This window comes from Streptomyces ipomoeae 91-03, from assembly GCF_000317595.1.
GTDB classification, from domain to species: domain Bacteria; phylum Actinomycetota; class Actinomycetes; order Streptomycetales; family Streptomycetaceae; genus Streptomyces; species Streptomyces ipomoeae.
On the sequence record NZ_AEJC01000446.1, the window covers coordinates 1 to 872 of the forward strand.

The following is an 872-nucleotide window of genomic DNA, read 5'->3' on the forward strand; positions in this document are numbered from 1 at the left end:
TACGCCGCCGCGTCCGTGATCCCGAGGACGATGTTGAGGTCGGGGTGCTTGGCGAGGATCGCGTTCGACTTCGACAGCCCCGTGTCGGGGTCGATGGCCTGCTCCTGCGCGACCACGTCGACGCCGGGCGCGAGCTTGGTGAACGCCTCGACCATGCCCTTCGTGCGCTCCCGGCCCAGTTCGATCGTGTTGTCGACCAGGAACGCCACCTTCCCCTTGCCGCCCAGCTCGTCGTTGGCCCACTTCGCCGCCGCCTCGCCGAGCAGCGTGCCGCTCTCGCGGAAGCTGAACTGGATGTCGGCGCTCTGGTTCTCCAGCGTCCCGCCGTACGTCACCCAGATCAGCCCCGCGTCCAGCGCGGCCTTCGCGATCGACTCGGCGGCCTCGAAGACCATCGGGAACGACACGATCGCGGGCATCTTCTGGGTGACCCAGGTGTTGAGGTTGGTCGCCTGGGTGTCCGCGTTGCTCGCGTCGCTCGTGGTCAGCAGCTTGGCGTCGTGCTTCTTCGCGGCGGCGGTGGAGAGCTTCACGAGGGTGGTGTAGAGCGGGAGTTGGGTGAAGGGGTAGTCCAGGCCGATCCGAGTGAGCGTCGTGGCGGACGGGGAGGCGCCCCCGGCCTTCGCCGAACTGCTCCCCTCCGGGGCGCTGCAGCCCGCGGCGGCCAGCCCGGTCGTGGCGAGGGCCCCGGCGGACCACGCGAGGAACTGCCTGCGCGAGGCCGGCGCGACGGAGTACGGGAATCTGCTCATGGCGGGGATCTCCAAGGGGACGTGGGCCCGAAAGAGGCGGGCGTCCGACTGTGCGGAACAGAAAAGACCCCCGCGCCCCGCCCCACCATCCGTACAAATACCGAGTACGCACGCCCCTCG

At 69.6% G+C, this 872-nt stretch carries 1 protein-coding gene; it reads right to left on the bottom strand.

All coding sequences use genetic code 11. The features are described 5' to 3' along the window. The coding region (locus tag STRIP9103_RS29615) for a sugar ABC transporter substrate-binding protein (protein ID WP_048821220.1) at positions 1-752 on the bottom strand (752 nt) is incomplete at its 3' end. Positions 753-872 lie beyond the last annotated feature (120 nt).